This is a genomic window from Helicobacter pylori (assembly GCF_003636935.1).
Classification (GTDB): domain Bacteria; phylum Campylobacterota; class Campylobacteria; order Campylobacterales; family Helicobacteraceae; genus Helicobacter; species Helicobacter pylori_CH.
The window spans coordinates 144052-166245 of sequence record NZ_MVVH01000002.1; the positions used below are offsets into that span (position 1 = coordinate 144052).

At 41.4% G+C, this 22194-nt stretch carries 22 protein-coding genes; 3 read left to right on the plus strand and 19 right to left on the minus strand.

Going from position 1 to position 22194, the window contains the following annotated elements; genetic code table 11:
* Positions 1–404: 404 nt before the first annotated feature.
* Positions 405–2528: a Hop family adhesin LabA gene (gene labA, locus EAL87_RS02275; RefSeq protein ID WP_120912803.1), complete on the plus strand. Its 2124-nt coding sequence runs from the start codon at positions 405–407 to the stop codon at positions 2526–2528.
* A 288-nt stretch (positions 2529–2816) separates the two neighbouring features.
* Here the strand turns inward: labA and EAL87_RS08035 are convergent, their stop codons facing one another.
* Positions 2817–2981 (minus strand): tautomerase family protein, encoded by a 165-nt coding sequence (locus EAL87_RS08035; RefSeq protein WP_162972518.1) that lies wholly within the window; start codon positions 2979–2981, stop codon positions 2817–2819.
* A 107-nt stretch (positions 2982–3088) separates the two neighbouring features.
* Between EAL87_RS08035 and EAL87_RS02280 the strand changes: the two genes are divergently transcribed.
* Positions 3089–4234 (plus strand): YbfB/YjiJ family MFS transporter, encoded by a 1146-nt coding sequence (locus tag EAL87_RS02280; protein WP_120912804.1) that lies wholly within the window; start codon positions 3089–3091, stop codon positions 4232–4234.
* Between the two features lie 5 nt (positions 4235–4239).
* On the opposite strand, the gene EAL87_RS02285 is transcribed toward EAL87_RS02280, so the two are convergent.
* From EAL87_RS02285 to rplU, 17 genes are all read right to left on the minus strand, one after another.
* Positions 4240–5205, minus strand: coding sequence for a CobW family GTP-binding protein (locus EAL87_RS02285; RefSeq protein WP_120912805.1), 966 nt, complete (start codon positions 5203–5205; stop codon positions 4240–4242).
* Positions 5205–5567, minus strand: a complete 363-nt coding sequence (locus EAL87_RS02290; protein ID WP_120912806.1) for a hypothetical protein — start codon at positions 5565–5567, stop codon at positions 5205–5207. Before EAL87_RS02290 ends, EAL87_RS02285 begins: the two co-directional genes overlap by 1 nt.
* Before the next feature lie 46 nt (positions 5568–5613).
* Positions 5614–6495 (minus strand): polysaccharide deacetylase family protein, encoded by an 882-nt coding sequence (locus tag EAL87_RS02295; RefSeq protein ID WP_120912807.1) that lies wholly within the window; start codon positions 6493–6495, stop codon positions 5614–5616.
* 12 nt (positions 6496–6507) lie between these two features.
* Positions 6508–7392, minus strand: coding sequence for a carbon-nitrogen hydrolase family protein (locus EAL87_RS02300; protein ID WP_120912808.1), 885 nt, complete (start codon positions 7390–7392; stop codon positions 6508–6510).
* Between the two features lie 110 nt (positions 7393–7502).
* Entirely contained in the window at positions 7503–7898 is a 396-nt protein-coding gene (locus EAL87_RS02305) for a hypothetical protein (protein WP_120912809.1), read from the minus strand.
* 15 nt (positions 7899–7913) lie between these two features.
* Positions 7914–8177 (minus strand): AtpZ/AtpI family protein, encoded by a 264-nt coding sequence (locus EAL87_RS02310; protein WP_128022061.1) that lies wholly within the window; start codon positions 8175–8177, stop codon positions 7914–7916.
* Between the two features lie 5 nt (positions 8178–8182).
* Positions 8183–9475 (minus strand): glutamate-1-semialdehyde 2,1-aminomutase, encoded by a 1293-nt coding sequence (hemL, locus tag EAL87_RS02315; RefSeq protein ID WP_120912811.1) that lies wholly within the window; start codon positions 9473–9475, stop codon positions 8183–8185.
* 8 nt (positions 9476–9483) lie between these two features.
* Positions 9484–10038 (minus strand): YceI family protein, encoded by a 555-nt coding sequence (locus tag EAL87_RS02320; protein ID WP_000738982.1) that lies wholly within the window; start codon positions 10036–10038, stop codon positions 9484–9486.
* 281 nt (positions 10039–10319) lie between these two features.
* Complete coding sequence (locus EAL87_RS02325; RefSeq protein ID WP_120912812.1) at positions 10320–11303, minus strand: alginate lyase family protein; 984 nt, start codon at positions 11301–11303, stop codon at positions 10320–10322.
* Positions 11304–11345: 42 nt separating this feature from the next.
* Positions 11346–12428: a GTPase ObgE gene (gene obgE / locus EAL87_RS02330; RefSeq protein WP_120912813.1), complete on the minus strand. Its 1083-nt coding sequence runs from the start codon at positions 12426–12428 to the stop codon at positions 11346–11348.
* Positions 12429–12447: 19 nt separating this feature from the next.
* Positions 12448–13254, minus strand: a complete 807-nt coding sequence (locus tag EAL87_RS02335; protein WP_033589942.1) for an ABC transporter ATP-binding protein — start codon at positions 13252–13254, stop codon at positions 12448–12450.
* Positions 13251–14114 (minus strand): ABC transporter ATP-binding protein, encoded by an 864-nt coding sequence (locus EAL87_RS02340; protein WP_000599883.1) that lies wholly within the window; start codon positions 14112–14114, stop codon positions 13251–13253. Before EAL87_RS02340 ends, EAL87_RS02335 begins: the two co-directional genes overlap by 4 nt.
* 11 nt (positions 14115–14125) lie before the next feature.
* On the minus strand, positions 14126–14983 hold the full coding sequence (locus EAL87_RS02345) for an ABC transporter permease (protein WP_120912814.1): 858 nt from the start codon (positions 14981–14983) through the stop codon (positions 14126–14128).
* On the minus strand, positions 14983–15987 hold the full coding sequence (locus tag EAL87_RS02350; protein WP_000947972.1) for an ABC transporter permease: 1005 nt from the start codon (positions 15985–15987) through the stop codon (positions 14983–14985). Before EAL87_RS02350 ends, EAL87_RS02345 begins: the two co-directional genes overlap by 1 nt.
* A 10-nt stretch (positions 15988–15997) precedes the next feature.
* Positions 15998–17647 carry an ABC transporter substrate-binding protein gene (locus EAL87_RS02355; protein ID WP_120912815.1) on the minus strand — a complete coding sequence of 550 codons (1650 nt, stop codon included), beginning with the start codon at positions 17645–17647 and terminating at the stop codon, positions 15998–16000.
* Between the two features lie 116 nt (positions 17648–17763).
* Entirely contained in the window at positions 17764–18030 is a 267-nt protein-coding gene (gene rpmA, locus EAL87_RS02360; RefSeq protein ID WP_000940618.1) for a 50S ribosomal protein L27, read from the minus strand.
* A gap of 14 nt (positions 18031–18044) precedes the next feature.
* Positions 18045–18359: a 50S ribosomal protein L21 gene (gene rplU / locus EAL87_RS02365; protein WP_000119318.1), complete on the minus strand. Its 315-nt coding sequence runs from the start codon at positions 18357–18359 to the stop codon at positions 18045–18047.
* 241 nt (positions 18360–18600) lie between these two features.
* Between rplU and flgL the strand changes: the two genes are divergently transcribed.
* Positions 18601–21087 (plus strand): flagellar hook-associated protein FlgL, encoded by a 2487-nt coding sequence (gene flgL / locus EAL87_RS02370; RefSeq protein ID WP_120912816.1) that lies wholly within the window; start codon positions 18601–18603, stop codon positions 21085–21087.
* 79 nt (positions 21088–21166) lie between these two features.
* Here flgL and EAL87_RS02375 read toward each other — a convergent pair whose 3' ends face one another.
* A complete protein-coding gene (locus EAL87_RS02375) occupies positions 21167–22186 on the minus strand; it encodes an aliphatic amidase (protein WP_001215714.1) in 1020 nt (339 codons plus the stop codon).
* Positions 22187–22194: the final 8 nt, after the last annotated feature.

The window sequence follows — 22194 nt, forward strand, 5'->3', positions numbered from 1 at the left end:
CTACGCTTTGAATGTTTCTGTCTTTTTACAAAACAAGCAAAAAGCCCATTAAGTTTAAGATTTTATCAAAGACTCTTTTTTATCAAATACGATCATCAAGTCATAAAAATAAATATCGCACCAAAACAATCCAACAAAATAACTAAACTTTTTATAGTTACTTCTATTCAAACAACCTCATTCCTTTAAAAATTACCCTTATTGGTTTAATATTTGTTTAGAAACTCCACAAAAACCTTTTTTTTTTTTTTTTTTTGAAAGGGCAAAAACGCCCAATTAATGTCAAAATCCCATTAATTTATACTATATTAACGAAAGCTTGCGGTATGGTTTCACTTAAAGACACACTTCCGCAAGATTTACAGATAAAATCAATCTTATTTCAAGTAATAAAAGGAGAAAACATGAAGAAAAAATTTCTGTCATTAACCTTAGGTTCGCTTTTAGTTTCCGCTTTAAGCGCTGAAGACAACGGCTTTTTTGTGAGTGCCGGCTATCAAATCGGCGAATCCGCTCAAATGGTGAAAAACACTAAAGGCATTCAAGATCTCTCAGACAGCTATGAAAGATTGAACAATCTTTTAACGAATTACAGCGTTTTAAACACTCTTATTAGGCAGTCCGCCGACCCCAACGCTATCAATAACGCAAGGGGCAATTTGAACGCGAGCGCAAAGAATTTAATCAATGATAAAAAGAATTCCTCGGCGTATCAAGCGGTGCTTTTGAGCTTGAATGCGGCAGCGGGGTTGTGGCAAGTCATGAGCTATTCGATCAGCGTTTGCGGCCCTGGCTCTAACAAAGATAAAAATGGGGGCGTTCAAACCTTTGAAAACACACCATCAAATGGGGGGACTACCATTACTTGCGATTCATTTTATGAACCAGGAAAGGGGAGCGGTATCTCCACTGAAAATTACGCGAAAATCAATAAAGCTTATCAAATCATCCAAAAGGCTTTTGGGAGCAGCGGGCAAGATATTCCTGCCTTAAGCGACACCAAAGAACTTAATTTTGAAATTAAAGGGAAAAAAAATGATAGCGTCCAGCCAGGAGAAAGATGGAAATTCCCATGGACTAACGGATTTGTTTCAATCAAGTGGGTGAATGGGGAGTATAAAGAAATTAAAGAAGACATCAAAGTCTCCAACAACGCTCAAGAGCTTTTGCAACAAGCGAGCATTATTTTGACCACTATTAATGAAGCATGCCCATGGTTGAGTAATGGAGGTGCAGGCGGTGGCAATAGTTTATGGGCTGGGATAGATAAAGGCGATGGGAGCGCGTGTGGGATTTTTAAAAATGAAATCAGCGCGATTCAAGACATGATCAAAAACGCTGCAATAGCCGTAGAGCAATCCAAGATCGTTGCTGCCAACGCGCAAAACCAGCACAACCTAGACACAGGGAAGACATTCAACCCCTATAAAGACGCCAACTTCGCCCAAAGCATGTTCGCTAACGCCAAAGCGCAAGCGGAGATTTTAAACCGCGCTCAAGCAGTGGTGAAAGACTTTGAAAGAATCCCTGCAGCGTTTGTTAAAGACTCTTTAGGGGTGTGTCATGAAAAGGGTAGCGACGGCAATCTCCGTGGCACGCCACCTGGCACGGTGACTTCTAACACTTGGGGAGCCGGTTGCGCGTATGTGGGAGAGACCGTAACGAATCTAAAAGACAGCATCGCTCATTTTGGCGACCAAGCGGAGCAAATCCATAACGCGCGAAACCTCGCCTACACTTTAGCGAATTTCAGCGGCCAGTATAAAAAGCTAGGCGAACACTATGACAGCATCACAGCAGCCATTTCAAGCTTGCCTGACGCTCAATCTTTACAAAATGTGGTGAGCAAAAAGACTAACCCTAATAGCCCGCAAGGCATACAGGATAACTACTACATTGACTCCAACATCCATTCTCAAGTGCAATCCAGGAGTCAAGAACTCGGCAGTAACCCTTTCAGACGCGCCGGTCTGATCGCCGCTTCTACCACCAATAACGGCGCGATGAACGGGATCGGCTTTCAAGTGGGCTATAAGCAATTCTTTGGGGAAAAGAAATGGTGGGGCTTAAGATACTACGGCTTTGTGGATTACAACCACACCTATAATAAATCCCAATTTTTCAACGCCTCTTCTGACGTTTGGACTTATGGCGTGGGGAGCGATTTGTTAGTGAATTTCATCAACGATAAAGCCACTAAACACAACAAGATTTCTTTTGGCGCGTTTGGCGGTATCCAACTAGCCGGGACTTCATGGCTTAATTCTCAATATGTGAATTTAACGAATGTGAATAACTACTATAAAGCTAAAATCAACACCTCTAACTTCCAATTCTTGTTCAATCTGGGCTTAAGGACCAATCTCGCTAGAAATAAGAGAAGAGGCGCTGATCATAGCACGCAACATGGCATGGAATTAGGCGTGAAGATCCCCACGATCAACACGAATTACTATTCTTTGCTAGGCACTACCTTGCAATACAGAAGGCTTTATAGCGTCTATCTCAACTATGTGTTCGCTTACTAGAAGCTAAACCCCTTTTTAAACTCCCTTTTTTAAGGGGGTTTTTTTGAACCCTTTGTTTTGGGGGATTTCTTTTAAACTCCCTTTTTTTGAACCCTTTCTTTTTTTAAATTCTCTTTTTGGGGGGCTAATCTTTTTTCACTGATTTTTTCACTGACTTCTCACTCGCTTTTTAATCTTTTCATAAAGTTTTTATTTTTCTAAACTTTTTTAATTTTTTCCACCAAACAAAGTTTTTTAATTTTAATCTTTTTTCTCAACGATGCTCTTTTTAAGCCTAGCCCATAGTTATTAGTCTTTATTCCACCAATGAAAACCACCGCAAAGAAGCTTTATTCTAGTAGAATCCCTGTTTTTATGAAGCGCTTTTAAAACAAGCTCTATAACGCCAATAACCAACTCTTTTTTATTCAATCGTGTAGCCTCTTTAATAATACGGGTATTGATAAAGAACACTCTTTCAATTTATTCTTATCTCGCTTTTATTATGTGCTATCAATTAACAAGTTTCAATATAATACAAGATCTTGTTTTTTATAACTTGTCGTTTGTTAAGGATCAAAATGCGCGTGTTTGTTTGCTTTTTAGGGGTTTTTGTGTCTAACGGCCTGGCTCGTTTTGGCTATGTGGTTTTAATCCCCCTACTCATTTTATCAGGGAGCTTGACCCCCCACCAAAGCTTCCAATTAGGTATTGCGGTGCTAATGGGCTATGTTTTTGGGAGTTTTTTAATCCAATTCTTAAGTCCGTTAATGTCATTAGAAAGCATCGCTAAAATCAGTTTTTTCTTGATCGCTTTGAGTTTTTTAATCTGTTATTTTGATACTATCCCTTTCTTTTGGCTTTGGATCTGGCGTTTTATTGCTGGTGTGGCCAGCAGCGCGTTAATGATTTTAGTCGCTCCTCTCTCTTTGCCCTATGTCAAAGAACATAAAAAAGCCTTAGTGGGAGGGCTTATTTTTAGCGCTGTAGGCATTGGATCTGTCTTTAGCGGGTTTGTTCTGCCTTGGATCAGCTCTTATAACATCAAATGGGCATGGATTTTTTTAGGGGGCAGTTGCTTGATAGCTTTTATCCTTTCCTTGATTGGGTTAAAAACCCGTTCTTTAAGGAAAAAATCCGTTAAAAAAGAAGAAAGCACGTTTAAAATCCCCTTTCATTTGTGGTTATTGCTGATTTCTTGCGCGCTCAATGCGATTGGTTTTTTACCGCACACGCTTTTTTGGGTGGATTATTTGATCCGTCATTTAAATATCTCCCCCACTATCGCTGGAACTTCATGGGCGTTTTTTGGTTTTGGGGCTACGCTTGGCTCTTTAATCAGCGGTCCCATGGCTCAAAAGCTAGGGGCTAAAAACGCCAACATCTTTATCCTTATTTTAAAATCCATCGCATGCTTTTTGCCCATTTTTTTCCACCAAATCTCTTTACTCAATTTAAGCATCTTCATAATGGGAGCGGCCACAACCGCCAATATCAATTTATTCAGCATGATGGCTTTAAAAATTGCAGGCGCCAAGCATTTCGCTCAAGCGTCTTCGTGGGTGGTGTTTTCTTTTGGCATTTTCCAAGCGCTTTTTTCGTATCTCTTTACGATCTTTTTAGGGGATTTGGGCTATCTTTTGATTTTTGTTATTTGTGGGGTGTGTTTGGTTTTAAGCTTCATCGTTCTTTTCCCTATTAAAATGCAACCAGCTACCAATAAATAGAAAAATTATGGGGTTTCAAAACCCTTGATGCCAAGAAATTCCTTAAAACCCTTTAAGGAATTTAAGATTTTTTCACGCTCTAAATGGCACATGATAAAAACGAGGTTAGAGCCGTTTTTATCCTTTAAAATGTGCTTGGGCGGGTAAATTATATGCATCACGCCGTTAACACTCACCAAAAAATCGCTTCCAACATCAATAATCCCCTTTATGCGTAAAATCTGCGTGCCGTATTGATGCAACAACAAACTCAGCCAAATCCCAAACGCGCTCCATTCCATTGTGCCTTCAAAAGTAATGCTTAAAGTTTCAAAGCCCTGCGAGTGCGAATCTTTTGGCATTCTTGGCATAAAATTTTGCGCCCTATTGTTGCGTGAAAAGAGGCTCTCATAGTCTATCGCTCTCTTGTCAAAAATTTCCGCGCTGGGGTTAATGGCTTGTATCCGCTCTTTTAATTTGATTAAAGCCGCGCTGTTATTTTGCAAATCCGTTTTGGTCAATAAAACGCTATCAGCAAAAACGATTTGCTCTTTAGCTTCATTGTTGGTTAAATGCTCTCTAGCATTCAAAACATCCACGCAAGCCACCACGCTTTGAATCTCAAAATGCGCCCCTAAAAAAGTGTCGCTCAAAATCGTCCATAAAATCGGCGCCGGGTTGGCTAAACCGGTGGTTTCAATGATGATGCGCTTTAACATTTCGCCGCGCCATTCATAGTTGTTGAGCGTGGCTTTTAAAGACTCCACTAAATCCATGCGTTTGTTGCAACACACGCACCCTGCGTTAAGATAGAGCATTTTTTCACCGCAATATTGAACGCTTAAGATGCGCTGATCCAAAGCGGCTTGACCGATTTCATTGATAATAAGGGCAACGCCTTGGTGATCTATTTGGTTTAAATATTCGCTTAAAAAACTCGTTTTACCGCTGCCTAAAAAACCGGTGATGAGCGTGATAGGGATTTTGGGCATCAGTGAGTGGCGTGTGTCTGTTGGTTTAAAAACGCTAATAAATTAGAATCTAGCGCATCCATCTCTTTTTTGGCTAATTTTTGCGCCTTATCCCACAAATCGCCTAAATCATTCACGATCACGCTCTGTCCTTTTTGATCGCACAGCACAAACTTCGCGCCTTGCCAATCATCAATTTTTAGCCCATAAAACGCCAGGATTTGATTGAGCAATCTTACTCGTTTGAGCCGCGCTCTTTTGCGTTCTCTAGCGTTTTCATTGACGCTAATTACCGCATTTTGCCCCCTCAAACTCCCATCAGTCCCATCGGTCCCATCGGTCCAATGAAAAGAACTGATAAGCTCCCCGCATAAAACGCACATCTTTCAACCTTTTAATCAAACGCCAAAAATCTTTTTGGCGTTACCGCTATTTTTTTCTAGGGTTTCGTTTTAAGAAATCATCAGCGATTTCATTGAATGTTACCCAACGCACGCCCTTATGCTTGTTGATATGCTCAATGATTTTTTCATGCATGAGCAACACTTGCGGACGCCCACTCACATCAGGGTGGATTGTCATGCTAAACACCGCATAATCCATCTCACGATAAACCCAATCAAATTGATCGATCCACATTTGCCCTATATCGTGCGGGCTTACAAAACCAAAACTATTGGGGGATTTTTTGATAAACATCATCGGCGGCAAGTCATCCAAATACCAGTTCGCAGGGATTTCCACCAGATCGGTTTCCACCCCACGGATTAAAGGCTTCATCCAATCCTTGGCTTCCAAACTATAATCAATCTTGCTCCAATTATCCCCCACGCGCACATAATAGGGCGTGAAATCATTGTGCATGAGCGAGTGGTCGTATTTGAAGCCGTGTTTTAGAAGCAATTCATTAGTGATATTAGAAAACTCCCACCACGGCGCCACATAGCCTGTGGGGGCTTTGCCGGTGAGATCTTTAATCAATTCAACGCTTTTTAACAAAACATCTTCTTCTTGCTTGGCCGTCATAGCGATAGGGTTTTCATGCGAATACCCATGCGCGCCCACTTCATGCCCTGCATCCACGATCATTTTCATTTGCTCTGGAAAAGTTTCAATAGAATGCCCCGGCGCAAACCAAGTCGCCGGGAGATGGTATTTTTTAAACAATTTCAAAAGCCGTGGGATCCCCACTTCCCCTGCAAAAAGCCCGCGCGAAATATCATCAGGCGAATCCTCCCCACCATAGCTCCCTAACCAACCAGCCACCGCATCAATATCCACACCATAAGCCACTAAAATTTCTTTTGCCATAATCGCTCCTTTTTAAGTGAGTTTTCCAAACCCCTTTTTGGTGAGTTTGGTGTCAAAATCTTGTAAATAAGGGATTTTTTGGCGTTGCAGTGCCACTTCGTTTAAATCCATTTCGGCGATAATGACCTCATTGAGTTTAGTGGCTTGCGCGATGATTTTCCCATTGGGTGCGATGATTCTTGAATCACCGGCAAATTCTAGCGTTTGTTTTAATTTAGGGTTAGTTTCTTCCCCACTATGATTGCACGCGCACACAAAACAGCCATTTTCTAACGCTCTAGCCATGCTCAATAAATCCCAGTTATAAGCCCTAGCTTTGCCAAACGCACTAGGATAGATTAAAATCTCCGCCCCTTGTAACGCTAAAAGATTCGCGCCCACGCCAAAGCCGATTTCATAGCAAATTTGCAAACCCACTTTCGCGCTAAAATCCCCAAAATCCAGCGTAAAAACCTCGTATTTTTTACCCCTTTTGAAGCGCGATTTTTCATCGCCCCACAAATAAATCTTGCGGTGTTTGCCAACGATTTTACCTTCTGGTGAAACGATATAAGCGCTGTCGTAGAGTTTTTGATTCGTTTTTTCAATGCTGCACGCCACTAGATGCACTTTATTAGATTTTGCAAAACCGCTCAACGCGCTCAACGACTCGTTTTTTAGCGTTTTTTCGCCATGCTTTAGGGCTTTAAAATCTATCCCAAAATCTGCATCCTTATCATTCACGCAATAACCGCTATCAAACAATTCCGGTAAAACAATGAGATTCGCGCCTTTGTTGTGGGCTTCTTTGGCTAGATTGAGCGCTAATTGCAAGTTTTCATTTAAGGCGTAGGATTTGGATTGCATTTGAATCACGGCGGTTTTTAGGATTCTTTTAGCGGGATTTTTTGTTTTCAAGATCCACTCCCATTTTTGTTTTTATTGTATAGGATTAGAAATTAAAAGAGGGTTAAAGGGGTTAAAATCAATACTAATTCGTGTCAAAACTTATCAAAACAGCGATAAACCTACCTGTTTTTTAAAAATCGCAATAACGCGCTAGAGAGCGAACTCACAAACACGCCGATAAGAAAGATTAACCCGTTAAAAAGATTCAAGAATAAAAGTGCTCCTAAAATGCCTAGTAAAACCCCATACCCCCCTAAACGCCACACATTGAAAGACATTTCCAAACCCAGGGCGAATTTTTGGAATTTTTGCTTTTCTTCTTTTTCTGCTGAATTTTGTTTCCTCAAATCCAAACGCTTTTTAACGCCGTAATACGAAGACAACGCCACGATAAAAAATCCCAAAAACCCCCCTTCAAAATTCAAAAACCCATGAAATGCTTGGAAAAAATAAACAATGATCGCGCTGACTATATTGATAGAAAGTAAAATAAGCAAGCATTGGATTTGGCACATGGGCTTTTATGGTATTTATTTTGTTTTGTTTTGTGTGTATTTAGGGTCTTTGGCTAATTCTTCATAGTCTTTTTGCATGTTTTTATAAGCTTTATAGACATTGAGAAAGCTCGCTAACACACCCCAAATAACCCCAAGCCAAAAAAGCCACGAAATGTGGGTGAGTTTTTTAAGCCCATAGCCTATAGCCACGCCCATAAGGATCGCTATGACCATAGAAAGCCCCAAACTCAAATAATTCGCCCCCTCTATGAATTTATAATACTTTGGCTTTTTCAAAAAATTCACACACCCTTTATGATTTCATCAAAACTTTCATCGGCCTTTGCGATCGTAAAATCAATCATCTCTTCAGTCATAGGCTCACAAATAAAGCCGGTTTCAAAGCTTGAACACGCCAAATACACGCCCTTAAAGAGCATTTTTTGGTGGAATTTTGCAAACATTTCCGTATCGCTTTTTAAAGCGTCATCAAAATCGTGCACCGCATTTTCGTTAAAGAAAAAGCCAAACATGCTCCCTCTGTTGAGCGTCTCTAAAGCGATGTTATAGCTTTGAGCACTCTTTTTTAAACCTTGAGTCAAACGAACGGCTAAAGCGTTTAAGCGAGCATAAAGGGTTTTGTCTCTTTTAATTTTATACAATGCACTCAACCCTGCACACACCGCCAAAGGGTTACCGCTTAATGTGCCGGCTTGATACACGCCTCCAATAGGCGAAAGCAAGTCCATAATTTCCGCACGCCCCCCAAAACACGCCAAAGGAAGCCCTGCACCTATCACCTTACCAAAGGTTACCAAATCCGGCACCACGCCATAAAATTCTTGCGAACCGCTCAAACTCGCTCTAAACCCGCTCATCACTTCATCTAAGATCAGCACCGCTTGGTATTTTTCACACAAGGCCTTTAAGCCCAATAAAAACTCTTTTTGAGCCGGCACTAACCCCATGTTCCCGGCAATGGGTTCAATGATGACGCAACCCACATCGCCTTTTTTGAAGCATTCTTCTGTGGAGTTTAGATCGTTATAACGGGCCACTAGAGTGTGTTGGCTAAAATCGTTTGGCACGCCCAAAGAAGAAGGCGATCCAAAAGTAGCGCACCCGCTACCCGCTTTCACTAATAAAGAGTCGCTATGCCCATGATAGCACCCTTCAAACTTGATCAAATCGTCTTTTTGGCTATAAGCTCTAGCGAGTCGTATTGCGCTCATGGTCGCTTCTGTGCCGCTATTCACTAAACGCACCTTATCTAAGCCTTCATAACAAGAAATGATTTCCTTAGCTAAAGTGGTTTCTAACTCCGTGGGAGCGCCAAAAGAAGTGCCTTTTTTTAATACATTAATAATATTTTCTTCAATTTCTTCATCCGCATGCCCAAAAATCAAAGGCCCCCAGCTTTGCACAAAATCTATATAATGATTGTTATCCACATCATAAAGATACGCTCCCTTACCCTTTAAGATAAAAGGCGGAGTGCCTTTAACGCTCTTAAACGCTCTTACGGGCGAATTGACCCCCCCAGCGATCACTTGCTTAGCTTCATTAAAATCATTAATACTGTGCAACAACTCCATGATTTAAATTATCCCTTAATCATGCTTTCAAATTGGATCTCCACTTGCGACCAAGTCAAGCCCTCATGAAAACTCTCGCATCGTTTAGCCAAGCTCGCTAACTCGTTTTTCAAGCCAAAATTCAATAGATCCAAGACCCCTTTAACCACGAGCTTATCCTCAGCAATCGTGTATTGCATAGGCACTTTCACCAGCTTTTCATTCATCCTCACATAAGCCGTGAGAGAACCTGCATGATCGCCTTCTATCACATTTCTAAAGGTTACTTTAATGTTAGTGTTTTTAAAAAGAGCGAAAAAAGCTTCTTTAACATTTTTGTTTTTAGTGTCATCGCCTAAATTGACTTTCAAGCTATCCATGCTCGCACTCGCCCCTTCTAAAAGGGTTTTTAAACTATCTTGAGATTTACCCAGTTTATAAGTGATGCTTTCAAAACTCCCACTTACTGGTGTTTTAGCCTTAGTTTTAAAGGCTGTCCATGTCGTTTTAGCTGAAGATAAATCCAAATTCACCGCTTGTAAAAACCCTGCTAGTAAAACCGATACCAAAACCATTTTTTTCATTCATTATCCTTTAATGTGGTCTTATCAATAACGCTTATTATTTTAGTGTAAACAAGCATGCTTACAGCTAAAATAATTCATTTTGATAATCATTTGCACTCTAAATACAGCCTAGAGATACAATTGCGTTTATTTTAAACTCTTTTTGTAAATAATGCCGACTGGACCAAACACTCCTAACCATTCATAGAGAAGTTAAAAACACGAAGTAAGAAAAACTGGTGCCAATAACTTAAGAAGATTTAAAAAACCCACTCAAGTTAGCTTGAACTTTAAAAGATTCACAGCGATCGGAGTTTGAGCCTGAAACCATCTTCATGCAAATCGCCTTGTCTTAAAAGCTCATTTGCACTAGGGCTAGAATAGTATTTAGCTAAAATAATAAAATAGGCGTTGTTATGCACCCCGATAAGGTTAGGCTGGAAATAAGGGAAAGTTTCAGGGTTTAAAATCCATGTTGCGGCTTTGTTATACGCTACAGAGAGCCTTTTTCCGGCCTCACTACCCCACAAATCATACCCGTTCTCAAAAAGCAATTCGCCTGATATGGTTAGTGCAAGAAGCGCGAAATTGGTATAAGCTATCCCTTTAATGCCTTTCGTAGGGCCCCCATGATAATCGCTCGTATCGCTCCTAGTGATCGCGCTAGCAATAACCCCATTCTCATCTATGGCTTTAAATATCCAATCCTGCCACCGATTAGCGCTATTGTGCAAAAGGGCATGATCATCTAACGCTAGTGCAGAGCTCACGTCAAAGAGAATGCCCCACGCCCCATGGTTAGTGTTAAGAGCGGATTGAGAATACTGGCGCATCCGCTTGACAAAATCTTCATATTCTGGGCTAGGAAACGCCTTTTTGACAAACCAATAAGCCATATTCATATAAGGCATGTAGAAATTGATATTATCCTCGCTCTGATAAGTATCCACGCTTTGAAGCTCTTTAGCCCAAGCGTTTAAAATTTCTATAGCTTTTAAGCCGTATTGTTTGTTTTGGCTCACTAAATAGCCTAGCGCTAAGTCATAGGACATGGTGGCGGATTTTTTAAAACTCTTTGTGCAGGCATCAGGCTCTCTAACCCCGGTAGAAGTGTAGTGTTTTGACGCGTTAAGTTGCGCGCATGGCTGTATTGTTTGGGAGAGCTTTTTATCAAGATGGAGTTTTTGGGGCAAATCTCTAGATTTAAAATCCCTAAAAAAGTAATCCTGCTTGGCGTAAGCTTGAACGCAAATGAGCAATAAGGATAAAACAAATCTTTTCATCTCTCACCTTTATTTTAATGGATTGGTTTAAAAATAGCGTTTTTAGGGTAACGCTTTTAACAACACAAATTTAAGCGCATGCGTATTAAGAGCGCTAACCGCTGAAAGGGGTAAAACAAAGAGCGCGGATTTTTCATTAGGGTGTTTTTCAAAATCGCTGGTTAAATTGGGGTGCAAAAACCCTAAATACGGCTCTAAATCAAACGCCTCTAATTTTTGTGCTTCTAAGTTTAAAAAGGCGCAAAAATCCTTCGTCATGCTATCAATACCTTCTACAACATCGCATTTATTGAGCAACACCCCAAAAGGCTTATTGGCCAAAGCGGGTGAAAATTTTTCCAACTCCAACCTCAAGCGTTGGTATTGCTCTTTAATACCCAAATCCAACCTGGAAGCGTCTAAAACAAAAGCTAAAACTTTGGTGCGTTCAATATGCTTTAAAAAGCTAATCCCTAAGCCTTTTCCTTGACTAGCCCCTTCAATAATTCCAGGAATATCCGCCATTAGAAATCCGCTTTTTTCATCCACGCTCACAACCCCTAAATTAGGCACTAGAGTCGTAAATTCATAATTAGCGATTTTAGGCTTAGCGTTAGAGATGGTGGAAATGAGCGTGGATTTACCCGCATTAGGGAAGCCCACCAACCCTATATCAGCAATGAGCTTTAATTCCAAACGCACGCATTTTTCAACCCCCTCTAAGCCTTTTTGCGCGTAAGTGGGTTGCTGTTTAGTCGCGCTTTTAAAATGCGCATTCCCTAACCCCCCCTTGCCTCCTTTTAAGGCTAACACCCTTTCTTTAGGTTCCACTAAATCAAGCCACAACTTATCACCTACAAAAACTTGCGTTCCTGGTGGCACAACAATGATCTTGTCTTCGCCCTTTTTGCCCGCGCAATTTCGTGTGCCTCCTGGAGCCCCGTTTTTAGCCTTATGGTGTTTGGTGCCTCTAAAACTCGCTAGAGTGTCGGTATTGTTATCCACTTCAAAATACACATCGCCTCCATCGCCTCCATCGCCCCCGTCAGGGCCTCCTTTGATGACAAACTTTTCTCGCCTAAAACTCACCATTCCAGGCCCCCCCTTACCTGAAGCGATGATGATTTCCACGCTATCTACAAACACGGCTTAAATATCCTTTCTTTTATTTGGCAAATCTTTGCATGGATTTTTCCAAATGCGGCACCGCATTGAGTAATTTTTGCGTATAAGGGTGCTTTGGAGCGCTTATCACGCTATCCACATCCCCCGTTTCTACGATTTGCCCTTGATTCATTACGATGATTTTATCGCTTATATGCTCCACCACCCCCAAATCATGGCTGATAAAAATATAAGTCAGCCCCATTTCTTTTTGCAAATCCAAGAGCAAATTCAACACTTGCGCTTGAATGGACACGTCTAACGCAGACACAGGCTCATCGCAAATCACCACGCTAGGGTGCAAAATGAGTGCCCTAGCAATGCCAATCCGTTGCCTTTGACCGCCTGAAAATTGGTGAGGGTAACGATCGATCCATTCTAATTTCAAGCCCACTTTTTGCATGATCTCTAGCACTTTTGCTTTGATTTCTTTTTTTGAAAAATGAGAATTTAAAAGCAAGGGTTCAGCGATGATCTCGCCCACTTTCCAGCGAGGGTTCAGGCTAGAATAAGGGTCTTGAAAAATCATTTGCACCTTTTTGCGGTAATCAAACCAATCCTGTTTGCTAAAATGCAAATGGCGCTTGCCATTGAAATAAATCGCCCCGCTATCTTGCCTTTCAATCCCAGCTAAAATTTTGGCTGTCGTGCTTTTCCCGCAACCGCTCTCCCCCACAATGCTTAAAACTTCATTTTGTTCCACCTCAAAACTGATCCCATTGAGTGCATGGATGATCCTCTTGGGTTTGAATAACCCCCTGTCTATCGCATAAGATTTTTTCAATTCTTTAATTTCTAAGAGCTTCATCGCAACTCCTTTGGAAAACTCAAATAATCTGTATTTTCATCCACGGTTTCTAAGCGTTTTTTGCGGTATTCTTTGCCCGGTTTAGGGATCGCACTCAAAAGAGCTTTGGTATAAGGGTGTCTTGGATCAGCAAAAAGCTCTTTCGCGCTCGCTTGCTCCACCACATGCCCTTTATACATCACCACCACTTCATCAGCGATTTGCGCCACCACGCCTAAATCATGGGTGATAAACAAAATAGAAGTGCCTTTTTTTTGTTGCAACTCTTTCATCAATTCCAAAATCTGCGCTTGAATGGTTACATCTAACGCTGTCGTAGGCTCATCAGCGATCAAGATTTCAGGCTCACACACCATAGCCATAGCGATCATCACCCTTTGGCGTTGCCCCCCGCTGAGATTGAAAGGGTATTCGTGGTATTTATCCCCTGCATGGGGGATGCCCACACGCTCTAACTCATAGACCACCCTTTCTAAGCGTTCTTTTTTATTAAGGTTAGGGTGGTGGATTTTCAGCACTTCATTGATTTGAAACCCCACCGTGTAGGAAGGGTTTAAGCTTGTCATAGGCTCTTGAAAGATCATGCCAATTTTTTTACCCCTGATTTCTTTTTGCATTTGCTTTTCTTTGAGCTGCAACAAATCCTGCCCTAAAAATTGAATGCTCCCTCCCACAATTTGACCCGGTTTTTCAATCAACCCTAAAATAGAAAGCGAAGTGATGCTTTTTCCGCTCCCGCTCTCCCCTACAATGCAAAGCGTTTGAGACTTTTTCAAGCCAAAACTCACGCCATCTACTGCTTTATTCACGCCCTTATCGGTGAAAAAATAAGTTTTTAAATCTTTAACTTCTAAAATCATGCAAGCTCCTTTTAAGAGACCCGTTTAGGATCTAAAGCGTCCATGATGCCATCGCCTACTAAATTAAAACTCATGACCGTTAAAAAAATCATCACCCCAGGGAAAACGAGCATCCAAGGAGCGGTAGCGATATATTGCATGGAGTTCATCAGCATCGCTCCCCATTCAGGTTTGGGAGGTTGGGCCCCAAGACCTAAGAAGCTCAGCGCGGCCGCTTCTAAAACCGTGGAAGCAAAACCCATTGTCGTTTGCACGATCAAAGGGATGATGCAATTAGGGAAAATCACCTTACACATCAAACGAAGATGCGAAGAGCCATTGATTTTAGAAGCGATCACGTATTCTTTTTCTTTTTCGCCTAGCACAGAGCTGCGCACCAATCGTGCAAACCCAGGAATGCCTACAAACCCAATAGCGAGCATGGCGTTAGTGAGCGAAGGCCCTAACACAGCGACCACAATCACGATCAATAAAATAGAGGGTAAAGCGAACATAATGTCCATGATACGCATGATAATCGCATCTGTTTTCCCCCCAAAATACCCCGCTATTAGCCCTAATATCGTGCCAAAAAAGACTGCAATCCCCATAGAAACAATCCCTATGGTTAAAGAAATCCTAGCCCCATAAACCAAGCGGCTCAAAATATCGCGCCCCAAATCATCGGTGCCTAAAAGGTATTTAGCATTCCCCCCATGCTCCCATATAGGTTTTAAAAGGCGATCTTGTGCGTTTTGGACATAAGGATCATGCGGGGCTAAAAGGGGCGCAAAAATCGCGCAAATTACCAATAAAAGCACAATCCAAGCCCCAACTACCGCCGCCTTATTTTTTTTGAATTGTTGGATAAACTCTCTAAAAGACTCCATTATGACAACCTTATTCTAGGATCAATAAAAGCGTATAAAATATCCACCAAGAGATTAGCCCCAATATACATCATGGCGATGATCAAAGACATGGACTGGATAATTGGGAAATCGCGCTGGTTGAGCGCATTAACGATCCACTTGCCAATCCCAGGCCATGAGAAAACCGTTTCAGTTATCATGCTCCCCCCTAAAAGCCCGGCCAACATCAAGCCTGCGATAGTCGTTACAGGGATTAAAGCGTTACGCAAAGTGTGCACAAAAATCACCCTAAAGGAGCTACACCCCTTAGCTTTAGCGGTGCGCACGTAATCTTCTTTAGACACTTCTGCCATGCTCGCGCGAGTCATTCTGGCAATAACAGCAGTAGAAACCGTGGCTAACACAATGCTAGGCAAAATCAAGTGCTTGATCGTATCCACAAACGCCCCATAATCCCTTGCGATCAAGCTGTCTATCAAATAAAAACCTGTAGGGCCATCTAAATAATACACATCGCTCAAACGCCCAAAAACAGGCAACCACCCCAATTGCACGCTGAAGATATAAATCAGCATAAGCCCTAGCCAAAACACCGGCATAGAAATCCCGGCTAAAGCGAAAGTCATGCTGGAATAATCAAACACGCTATAGCGTTTGATCGCGGCTAACACGCCCACGCTAATACCCAAAACAAGAGCCATAAATAGAGCGATCAAAGCTAATTCCACCGTAGCCGGGAATCGTTGCAAAAATTCATGCATCACAGGCTCACCAGTCATGATAGAAGCGCCAAAATTGCCGTGCAACACATTATTGATAAAGAAAAAATACTGCTCTATCAAGGGCTTATTCAAGCCAAATTGCTCCCTTAAAGCGTCAATAGCGGCTTGATTGGCCTTTTCGCCTAAAATCACTAACGCCGGATCTCCTGGCACTAAATGCACCATCATAAACACAATGATACTCACCCCAAACAGCGTGGGGATCGCCCACAAAATACGCTTGATGATAAAACTCAGCATGCAACCCCTTTTATTTTTCTAAATACACTTTAAAGAAGCGATTCACGCTCACTCCGGTCGTTTTATAGCCTTTGACTTTAGACAAATGCGGCACCACCGAATAAGGATAAGCTAAAGGCACATAGGGCGCATCTTTATGGATGATTTCTTGAGCCTTTAAATAAAGGGCTTCCCTCTCCTTTTGATCCGAAACCCGTTTAGCCTTTACAAGAAGATCGGAAAAGGCGTCGCTCTTATAAAAAGAACCATTTTGAGTGGGTATGGCTGAAGCGGCTTGCTTGCTCCATAAGGTGTATAAGAAATTATCCGGATCCGCAATGTCTGCCATCCAGCCTGAAAACGCCATTTCATGCTCTCCTAATCCCGTTCTTTTCAAATAAGCCCCCCATTCATACACTTCAATTTTCACATCAATGCCAATTTTAGCCAGGCTCGCTTGTATGAACACCGCTCCCTTTGGGTTACGAGTGGAAGTGGTAAAAATGGTGGTTTTAAAGCCGTTAGGATACCCCGCTTGTTTCAGTAACTCTTTAGCCTTTTTCAAATCGTATTTATAAGGTTTGATATTATAGTTATAACCCCATATGGTGGGCGGGAAAGGATTGACCATTTTTTGGGCAAAACCTTCATAAATCACCTTAATATAATCATCCACATTGATCGCATGGTTGATAGCCAAACGCACCAAAGGGTTGTTAAAATACTTTTTTTGCGTGTTCAATGAAAGCCAGTTGGCGATTAGTCCAGGGCTTTTATCCACCACGACATTAGGAAGTTTTTCTAACTGCTCCACTTCATTGAGATTAGGCCCGGTCATGAGCATGATTTCGCCGGTCCGCAGTGCCAAAGCGCGAGTGGAAGAATTAGGAATGGTGCGCACCACCACCTTATCCAAATAAGCTTTAGGCCCCCAATAATCTTGATTTTTTAAAAGGATGATTTTTTCATCTTTATTCCATAAAAAGAATTTGAAAGGCCCTGTCCCAACAGGTTTTTTGGCTAACTCGTCTTTTTTATTATTTTGTTCTAAATAATCAGCGTAATCTTTACTCAAAATGCTCAAAAAGTCCATGCCCAAATTGGCTAAAAACGGCGCTTCTGGCCCATTAAGCGTGAATTTGATCGTGTAATCATCTAAAGCTTCAATGCTCTTAATAATATGAGACATGCCCATGCCTTCCCAATACTTATAGCTTTTAGCCCCCGGGCTGTAGTATCGTTTAGCCTTATCCATCTGGCGCTCAAACGAAAACAGCACGTCTTTAGCGCTAAACTCTACTTTTTTATTCCAATACTTCGTCTGGTGGAAATAAACCCCTTTGCGTAAATGAAAGGTATATACAAGACCATCTGGGGATATTTCCCAACTTGTCGCTAAGGCGGGTTCAATTTCTGTGGTGCCGTATTTGAATTGCACGAGCGTGTCATAAATATTGCCCGTTGCCACATAGCTTTCGCCATCAGTCACTAAGGCCGGATCCATGCTTGAGCCATCAGCGCCTCTAGCAAAAACTAAAACACCTCCAAAACGCTTTTGCTCTTCAACAGAAACATTTTCTTTAGATGGATTAAGAGTAGCGTTTGGGCTTTCTGAGGCTTTCAAAAAGAACCCAAACAACAAAAGAAAAAAAAACAAACCCTTAACAAAAACATTATTCATAAGCCAGTCTCCACAACAAATTCTATAAAGGATAGAGATCTAAATTATAAATATTTTATTGCGTTTATAGGCGTTTAACAAACACCCAAAGGTTTAATTGGTCTTTAAAGGTTACCCTATTCCCCAAAATTTTGACTAACCACAGAAACTTTTTTGCGGTTTCTGTCTTTATGTTCAAACTTCACAACGCCATCTATGAGCGCGTATAAGGTATGGTCTTTCCCCATGCCCACATTATTACCAGGATGCATTTTAGTGCCTCTTTGGCGCACGATAATATTCCCTGCTCTCACAAATTCTGAGCCAAATTTTTTCACGCCTAAGCGTCTTCCTGCAGAATCTCTGTTGTTCTGCGTGCTCCCTTGACCTTTCTTGTGTGCCATTGTTTAATACTCCTTTAGGCTACAATTTTAGTGATTCTCACACGAGTGAAATCTCTTCTAAAACCACGCTTGGTTTTGCTGTCTTTTCGGCGGCGTTTTTTGAAAGTGATGACTTTTTTGCCACGCCCTTCATTGATCACTTCCGCTTCAATTTTAGCCCCATTCACAAAGGGTTTCCCGCAAGAGAGCTTGCCCTCTTTGGATACGGCTAACACTTCCACTAATTCCACTAAAGCCTTAGGCTCTTTATCCATTTTGTCCAGTAAAACAATATCGCCCTCAACGACTTTGTACTGCTTACCGCCATGCTTGAATATTGCGTATGACATTTCTATTCCTTAAAAATTGAACGCTCTTTTTAAAATAAACGCTTATTATAGTGAGTATTTGCTAAAATTTAACTTTAAATTTAGATTAAATTCACATTAAAAGATTTTTTTTACTCAAAAACACCCCATTTAACCCGCCATTATTACCCCGCATTGCCCCACTCAAACCACTCGCAATTGTTATTAACTTGTTTTGGAATACTTTTCGCTTGTTTGTTAAAAAACCAATAAGGATTTGATCATGCGCGTTACCTTTGGCTCAAAATACAACCAAATGAATCACTATCAAAACGCTTTACAAAATAAAATCAACGACGCTAACACCCAGATCGCTTCAGGGCTAAAAATCCGTTATGGTTATCAAAACAGCGACATTAACAACCAGAATTTAAAATTCCAATACGAAGAAAACACCTTAGATCAAGGCATTGATGTGGCTCAAAACGCTTACACTTCAACGCTCAATACCGACAAAGCCTTGCAAGAATTTTCTAAAACGATGGAGGCATTTAAAACCAAACTCATCCAATCCGCTAACGATGTGCATTCAGAAACTTCTCGCGCCGCTATCGCTAACGATTTAGAACGCTTAAGAGAGCATATGATGAATGTCGCTAACACCTCCATAGGGGGGGAATTTTTATTTGGGGGCAGTAAAGTGGATAGACCCCCTATTGATAGCGAGGGAAAATACCATGGCAATGGCGAAGATTTAAATGCGCTTATTAGCTCTGATAACCTTGTGCCTTATAATATCAGCGGGCAAGATTTATTTTTAGGCACGGATAAAGACAAGCACAAACTCATCACCACCAACATTAAATTACTCAACCAAAACAAGCTCCACCCTGATGTGATGGACGCATTAGAGCGTTCTTCATTGCCTGAAGAAGTTTTTATTAAACCCAGCGATACCTTGCGAGAACTCATTGGCGATAACGATAAAGACCCCACCAACGACCCTAAAGAGTTTTTTTATTTGCAAGGCGTTAGGCCTGATGGCTCTAGTTTTAAAGAAAAATTCGCGCTCTCTAAAGCCTATCAAAACCAACAAAGCGCGACTAAAGTGAGCGATTTGTTGGATAAAATCGGTCATGCTTACGGGAACACTTCGCAAAATAAAGTCGTGGATGTGAGTTTGAATAATTGGGGGCAAATTGAGATCAAAAACCTAACGCCCGGCAGTGAAAATTTAGACTTCCACTTGATTTCTAGCGATGGGGATTTTGATGATTTAGACGCCTTGCGTTCGAGCGGTAAAAGGGTTACTGAATACGTCAAAAGCGCGTTTGTAACGGATAGGAGTTTGAGCCAAGTTAAAGCGGTACAAAGCATGTATAATCCCAAGGTGCTTGAAATCCCTAGCGTGTTTGTCACTAAAGACAATGTTTTAGCCAACAAAAACACTAAATTGAGCGAGATTTTTGGCGATAGCGTGAAAACTTTAAAAATCAATGCCAGCCGTTTGGACGATACAGGCGCTATTAAAATCCCAAACCTCCCTGTTTATTTGGATATTCCCATTCTTTTAGACGTGAAAAATTCTACGATTAAAGATTTGAAAGACGCGATTAAAGAACGCTTTAACAATGAAGTGGATGTGGAAATTGCAACAAACGGGCGTTTGAGGATCATTGATAACGCGCCTAACCAATCGCCCATTTCTTTGGCTTTAAGCACCCTAGATGATAAAGGGTTAGAAGTGGCTGGCATTCCTACGAATAACGCGAGCGAATACCAAAAAACCTATTTCAATAAAGAAGGGGCAAAATTAGAAAGCAATGTCGCTCAAATTGCTCAAAATGGCACGGCTAATGGCTCCACTAAACTGAGTGAAGTCTCTAAGGGGAGTTTAGAAAATAGCGTTTTTAACATGAAATTAAACGATGTGAATGGCTTATTTTTGGAAGCGCAAATGAACTTGGATAATAATGGGGCTTTTTTGAGTTTGCCTAATGGCGTTAAAATCCCGCTTTATGACCCCACAACCGCTGATATTCAAGCTTCTAAACCCAATGAAGTCACTTACAGGCAACTTATGGATGCGATGAGTATCGCGCTCAATTACAGCAACATTGACCCTACAATCTACCAACAAATCAGCGATAACCCTACTTCAAAAGAAAGCAAGGAGCGCTTTATTGGATTGTTAAAACAAGCTAAAGACAACCTTTCTGTCAATTTGAATGAAGAGGGAAAAGTTATTATCCAAGACAACATGCATTCAAACACCAAAATGCAGTTCATGCTTTTTGATAAAGACGCGAATGATTTTTCTCAAAACGCCTTACACAGCGACAAACCAAGCCTTAAATTAAACGCTAATAACGCTCTCATTATTGACAAGCCCAGCGTGAATTTTTTTGATCAATTAGAAAATACCATCACTTCTGTAAGAAAAGGGATTTATCGCCCGGACGCTTTAGGGGATACTTATTCTAGCGACATGCGTAATCTAGGCATTCAAAACGGCATCACCCTTATAGACCACTTGAGCGATCACATAGAAAAAATGATCGCTAAAAACGGCGCTCATGGTAAGGCGTTTGAAAACATTATCAGGCGTAATGAAGTTTTAAAAACACAAGTTCAAAGCATTCGTGGGGAAACAACCGGCACGGATATGGCAGAAACTTATAATAAATTTTCCAATCTCACTAACAACTATAACGCTGTTCTGGCTTCCACGAATAAAATCAATAATTTGTCTTTAACGAAATATTTGTAGTCTTTTGGCGGTTTTTAAGCGTTCTTAAAAGAGGTATCAAAATGGCTTTTAAGCCTCTAAAGCCCCCTCCTTTTGCCCTTTATTTTGTGGGCAAATCGCCCACAGGACAAGCGGCCACACCCACGCTTGGGCGGGTGAATTTTTCTACATTTTCTTGAGCTTTTTTGGGATCATTAACCCAAGTTTTATAGAACTCAAAAGGGCATTCCGCCACACCCTTATCCCCATCGCCACTAGCAAAAACCCCACTATAACCTCTGTGTAAGAGTTTGAAGAGTTGATTTTGGCTTTGGTCGTATTTCCTCGCATCACGGATTTGTTGCACGGAAAGTTGGGCGTATTGAAGACCATTTTCTTCTTCCCCGCATTCGCCCAAAGTATGCCCGTCAAAACCAATAATGCTAGAATGCCCAAAATAGGAATACACCCCATCAAAGCCGGTCGCATTCGCTACCGCTACATAACATTGATTAGCCCACGCCATAGCTTTCACTATCGCAATTTGCTGCTCCTTAGCCGGATACATGTAACCTTGACAGCGCACAATGAGTTCTGCCCCACGCATCGCACAATCGCGCCAAATTTCAGGGTAGTTGCCATCATCGCAAATGATCAAAGAAACTTTCAAGCCCTTAGGCCCATCAACCACATAAGTTTTATCCCCAGGATACCAACATTCAATAGGACACCAAGGCAAGATTTTGCGGTATTTTTGCACGATCTCTCCCTTATCATTGACAAGAATCAAAGTGTTATAAGGATTCTTTTTAGCTTGCTCGTGTTTTTCCCCAGTCAAAGAGAACACTCCCCAAACCTTGTTTTTCTTACAAGCCTCAGCAAGGATTGCAGTTTCTTCTCCAGGAACGCTTGCAGCTGTGTCAAACATTTCTTGTCTGTCATACATAATCCCATGCGTGCTGTATTCGGGGAAAATAATCAGATCCAACCCGGGCAGACCCTGTTTGACCCCACCAATCACCTTAGCGATATTGCGACAATTTTCCAACACTTGCTCTTTAGTGTGGAGTCTAGGCATCTTATAATTAACTACCGCTACGCCCACAGTATCGGGGCTGCTACTAATATCTCCATGTCTCATATTATGTT

Coding starts and splice junctions, on each gene's coding strand:
- labA (WP_120912803.1), top strand. CDS start 405: ATGAAGAAAAAATTTCTGTCATTAACCTTAGGTTCGCTTTTAGTTTCC.
- EAL87_RS02350 (WP_000947972.1), bottom strand. CDS start 15,987: ATGCTGAGTTTTATCATCAAGCGTATTTTGTGGGCGATCCCCACGCTG.
- EAL87_RS02280 (WP_120912804.1), top strand. CDS start 3,089: ATGCGCGTGTTTGTTTGCTTTTTAGGGGTTTTTGTGTCTAACGGCCTG.
- EAL87_RS02345 (WP_120912814.1), bottom strand. CDS start 14,983: ATGGAGTCTTTTAGAGAGTTTATCCAACAATTCAAAAAAAATAAGGCG.
- EAL87_RS02340 (WP_000599883.1), bottom strand. CDS start 14,114: ATGATTTTAGAAGTTAAAGATTTAAAAACTTATTTTTTCACCGATAAG.
- rpmA (WP_000940618.1), bottom strand. CDS start 18,030: ATGGCACACAAGAAAGGTCAAGGGAGCACGCAGAACAACAGAGATTCT.
- EAL87_RS02290 (WP_120912806.1), bottom strand. CDS start 5,567: ATGTGCGTTTTATGCGGGGAGCTTATCAGTTCTTTTCATTGGACCGAT.
- EAL87_RS02325 (WP_120912812.1), bottom strand. CDS start 11,303: ATGAAAAGATTTGTTTTATCCTTATTGCTCATTTGCGTTCAAGCTTAC.
- EAL87_RS02335 (WP_033589942.1), bottom strand. CDS start 13,254: ATGAAGCTCTTAGAAATTAAAGAATTGAAAAAATCTTATGCGATAGAC.
- EAL87_RS02295 (WP_120912807.1), bottom strand. CDS start 6,495: ATGGCAAAAGAAATTTTAGTGGCTTATGGTGTGGATATTGATGCGGTG.
- flgL (WP_120912816.1), top strand. CDS start 18,601: ATGCGCGTTACCTTTGGCTCAAAATACAACCAAATGAATCACTATCAA.
- EAL87_RS02285 (WP_120912805.1), bottom strand. CDS start 5,205: ATGCCCAAAATCCCTATCACGCTCATCACCGGTTTTTTAGGCAGCGGT.
- hemL (WP_120912811.1), bottom strand. CDS start 9,475: ATGGAGTTGTTGCACAGTATTAATGATTTTAATGAAGCTAAGCAAGTG.
- EAL87_RS02305 (WP_120912809.1), bottom strand. CDS start 7,898: ATGTGCCAAATCCAATGCTTGCTTATTTTACTTTCTATCAATATAGTC.
- EAL87_RS02355 (WP_120912815.1), bottom strand. CDS start 17,647: ATGAATAATGTTTTTGTTAAGGGTTTGTTTTTTTTTCTTTTGTTGTTT.
- rplU (WP_000119318.1), bottom strand. CDS start 18,359: ATGTCATACGCAATATTCAAGCATGGCGGTAAGCAGTACAAAGTCGTT.
- EAL87_RS02320 (WP_000738982.1), bottom strand. CDS start 10,038: ATGAAAAAAATGGTTTTGGTATCGGTTTTACTAGCAGGGTTTTTACAA.
- EAL87_RS02375 (WP_001215714.1), bottom strand. CDS start 22,186: ATGAGACATGGAGATATTAGTAGCAGCCCCGATACTGTGGGCGTAGCG.